Source organism: Mesorhizobium sp. M7A.F.Ca.CA.002.09.1.1 (genome assembly GCF_003998555.1).
In the GTDB taxonomy this organism is placed as follows: Bacteria; Pseudomonadota; Alphaproteobacteria; order Rhizobiales; family Rhizobiaceae; genus Mesorhizobium; species Mesorhizobium ciceri.
The window spans coordinates 1-3,805 of sequence record NZ_RZRR01000560.1 but is presented as its reverse complement, the minus strand read 5'-3'; the positions used below and the strand labels follow the sequence as shown (position 1 = coordinate 3,805).

4 protein-coding genes are annotated in these 3,805 nt (G+C 63.2%); 3 read left to right on the top strand and 1 reads right to left on the bottom strand.

The window, feature by feature from the left end; genetic code table 11:
- Positions 1 to 1,260: alpha/beta fold hydrolase (locus tag EN994_RS21950; RefSeq protein ID WP_127307804.1), on the bottom strand; the 1,260-nt coding region annotated here is incomplete at its 3' end.
- A gap of 97 nt (positions 1,261 to 1,357) precedes the next feature.
- Here EN994_RS21950 and EN994_RS21945 point away from each other — a divergent pair.
- The 3 genes from EN994_RS21945 to EN994_RS21935 all read left to right on the top strand — a co-directional run.
- Positions 1,358 to 1,750 carry a hypothetical protein gene (locus tag EN994_RS21945; RefSeq protein ID WP_063167871.1) on the top strand — a complete coding sequence of 131 codons (393 nt, stop codon included), beginning with the start codon at positions 1,358 to 1,360 and terminating at the stop codon, positions 1,748 to 1,750.
- A 44-nt stretch (positions 1,751 to 1,794) separates the two neighbouring features.
- Positions 1,795 to 3,012, top strand: coding sequence for an LL-diaminopimelate aminotransferase (locus EN994_RS21940; protein WP_013531991.1), 1,218 nt, complete (start codon positions 1,795 to 1,797; stop codon positions 3,010 to 3,012).
- A gap of 47 nt (positions 3,013 to 3,059) precedes the next feature.
- A partial coding sequence (locus EN994_RS21935) for a homoserine dehydrogenase (protein ID WP_127307803.1) occupies positions 3,060 to 3,805 on the top strand: 746 nt, incomplete at its 3' end.

Below are 3,805 nucleotides of genomic sequence, written 5' to 3'. Positions count from 1 at the left end.
GTTGAAGGCGGTCGCCATCTTGGTGCCGTCGAGATAACCCTTTTCGCTCATCGACTTTTCCACTGCCGCGACCTGTTCTTCGTCGACGAACACCTTCAGGTCGCCGGCATAGGTGAAGTCGACCTGCGTGGTGAAGAAGGTCGCCGACTTGATGCGGTCGTCGCCCTCTTGCGCCATCAGCGCCAGTGCCGCCGCCAGGAGCGTGCCGCCGACGCAATAGCCGATCGCGTTGACGTCGCGTTCGCCGGTGGCCTTCTCGACCGTGTCGAGGCCGTATTGCAGACCCTCGCGGATATAGGCTTCCCAGCTCTTGGTGCCGTGGCGCTCGTCCGGATTGACCCAGGAGATGACGAACACGGTGTGGCCCTGTTCAACCGCCCAGCGAATGAAGGATTTCTGCGGGTTCAGATCGAGGATGTAGAATTTATTGATCCATGGCGGGCAGATCAGCAGGGGCCGCTTGAGCACCGTCTCGGTCGCCGGTTCGTACTGGATGATTTCGGCGACGTCGCTGCGGCCGACCACCTTGCCGGGAGTGGTGGCGATGTTCCTGCCGATCTCGAAGGGCGAGTAGTCGGCCTGCCGCAGCTTCAGGTCGCCCTTGCCGGCGGCGATGTCCTCGGCCAGCATCTTCATGCCGCGCACCAGGTTTTCGCCGTTCGAGGCGACGGTTTCGCGGAACAGTTCCGGATTGGTCAGGATGAAATTCGACGGCGAGATGGCGTTGGACACCTGCTTGACGTAAAAGCCGGCCTTGTGGCGGGTGTGCTCGTCAAGACCTTCGGCGTGCTCGACCAGATCGGCCGCCCAGCGCGAGGTGACGAGATAGGCCTGCTTGAGGAAATCGAAGAAGGCGTTGCGGCCCCATTCCGGGTCGAGGAAGCGCTTGTCGCCGCGCTCCGGCTTGACCGCGTCTTCGGTGTCTTGCGCGGCGTTGCTGGTGCGCTGAATGGCGTTGGCCCAGACCGTCATATAGCCGGAGAACAGCCGCGTCTGCGCTTCCAGCGCGCGCTGCGGATCGGCAAGCCAGTATTCGCTGAGCTTGGAAAAGGTCTTCACCATATCGACGACGGGCTCGGCCACATGGTCGCGCACGTCGCCTTTTTCACGCGGCTCGGCCCAGGCGGAAGCGGCCTTGCCGGCCTGCTCGATCATGCGCGCCATGTTCAGGGCGAAGCGTTCCGGGTCCTTCACCAGATATTGCTCGACGGTCGAAGGCTGGTCATCTTCCGCTTTGCCCGAATCGGGTGTTTTGGACATGGTTGGCGGGGTTCCTCCCGAGGCCTTTTCTTGACATATTAACATGGGACATCCGACCGGGCCAATCTCGCTCTACCTCGGCTGCCAAGGAAACAATATGACGATTAATATTGGCGAGACTGTTTTTTTCGGTGCCGGACGTTTTTGCCGCATCGGCGCGGCGATCGTCCTCATCGGCATTGCCGGGTGCTCGAGCACCAACACGAATGGCCCGACGCCTGTCGCTGTGGGTGCGGGACCGAAGGATACCGGCACCTTCCCGAACCTGAACATCAAGCCGCAAGTGGCGGCGCCGCAGTTCACCGAAGCCGAGAAGAACGCCAAGCTCGCGCAATTGAAGGCGGATGAGAATGCGCAGGCGGCAAAGGGCGGCGGCCCCAAGGTCGTCAACCAGGCGGCGCTGACGGATCTGGCCAAGAAGCATGGCGACGAAACGCTGAAGCAGATCGAAGCCAAATGCGACCCCGCCCTCGACCCTACCTGCAAATAAGTATATAGCGCGCGCCCAACACCCCTGCGCTGTCTGGAACTGCCATGGAAGAATTTCACAAGGTTCGCCGGCTTCCGCCTTACGTGTTCGAGCAGGTCAACCGGCTCAAGGCCAGCGCCCGATCGCGTGGCGCCGACATCATCGACCTCGGCATGGGCAATCCGGACCTGCCGACGCCCAAGGCTATCGTCGACAAATTGTGCGAGGTCGTGCGCGACCCGCGCACGCATCGCTATTCCTCGTCGCGCGGCATTCCGGGCCTGCGCCGCGCCCAGGCCGCCTACTATGGCAGGCGCTTCGGCGTGAAGCTCAACCCCGACACGCAAGTGGTGGCCACGCTCGGTTCGAAGGAAGGCTTCGCCAACATGGCGCAGGCGATCACCGCGCCCGGCGACGTGATCCTGTGCCCGAACCCGACCTATCCGATCCATGCCTTCGGCTTTATCATGTCGGGCGGCGTCATCCGCTCGCTGCAGGTGGAGCCGGACGACGGTTTCATTCCGGCGCTCGAGCGCGGTGTCAAGCATTCGATCCCGAAGCCGCTGGCGCTGATCCTCAACTATCCGTCGAACCCGACAGCGCTGGTCGCCTCGCTCGATTTCTACAAGGATGTGGTCGCCTTCGCCAAGAAGAACGACATCATCATCCTGTCCGACCTTGCCTATTCGGAGATCTATTTCGACGGCAATCCGCCGCCTTCGGTGCTGCAGGTGCCTGGCGCGATCGACGTTTGCGTCGAATTCACCTCCATGTCGAAGACCTTCTCCATGCCCGGTTGGCGCATGGGCTTTGCCGTCGGCAACGAGCGGCTGATCTCGGCGCTGACGCGGGTGAAGTCCTACCTCGATTACGGCGCCTTCACGCCGATCCAGGTGGCGGCGGCACACGCGCTCAACGGCGACGGCGCCGACATCGCCGAGGTACGCGACATCTACCACAAGCGCCGCGACGTGATGGTCGACGCCTTCGGCCGCGCCGGCTGGACCATTCCGGCACCGGCGGCATCGATGTTCGCCTGGGCGCCGATCCCGGAGCCGTTCAAGCATCTCGGCTCGCTCGAATTCTCCAAGCTGCTCATCGAACATGCCGACGTGGCCGTGGCGCCCGGTGTCGGCTTCGGCGAGCATGGCGACGAATTCGTGCGCGTTGCTCTGGTCGAGAACGAGCACAGGATCCGGCAGGCGGCGCGCAACATCAAGCGCTTCCTGTCGACCAGCGCCAAGCAGCCCAACAATGTCGTGCCGCTCTCCGCTCACCGGTAAGCTTGCCGCACGCAAATTCGATCTGACTTTGAGGGACGTCGCCGGACATGGCTGAAGCATTGCGTGTTGGAATTGCCGGCCTCGGCACGGTCGGTGCATCGGTGGCGCGCGTGCTGCGCGACAAAGCGGTGGAACTGACCCGCCAGTGCGGCCGTGACGTGATCGTCACCGCCGTCTCGGCGCGCGACCACAAGCGCGATCGGGGCGTCGATTTGAGCTCTGCAAAGTGGTTCGACGATCCGGTCAAGATGGCCCAGACCGCAGAAATCGACGTGTTCGTCGAACTGATCGGCGGCGACGAGGGCCCGGCGCGCTCATCGGTGAAGACGGCACTCGAAGCCGGCCGTCACGTCGTCACCGCCAACAAGGCGCTGCTGGCCAAGCATGGCGTGGCGCTGGCCGAGATCGCCGAGAAGAAGGGCGTGCTTCTCAACTACGAGGCGGCGGTGGCGGGCGGCATTCCCGTCATCAAGACGATGCGTGAGGCGATGGCCGGCAATTCGGTCACCCGCGTGTTCGGCATCCTCAACGGCACCTGTAACTACATCCTGACCCGCATGGAGGCCGAGGGCATCTCGTTCGATGCTTGCCTGAAGGACGCGCAGCGGCTGGGCTATGCCGAGGCTGATCCGACCTTCGACATCGAGGGCCACGACACGGCGCACAAGCTGTCGATCCTGACCAGCCTTGCCTTTGGCACCAGGATCGCCGCCAACGACATCTACATGGAAGGCATTTCCAACATCACCCAAGCCGACCTCCGCGCGGCCGCCGATCTCGGCTACCGGATCAA

Bases quoted from the DNA above. Each gene is read 5' to 3' on its own strand.
- EN994_RS21945 (WP_063167871.1), top strand. From the start codon at position 1,358: ATGACGATTAATATTGGCGAGACTGTTTTTTTCGGTGCCGGACGTTTT.
- EN994_RS21940 (WP_013531991.1), top strand. From the start codon at position 1,795: ATGGAAGAATTTCACAAGGTTCGCCGGCTTCCGCCTTACGTGTTCGAG.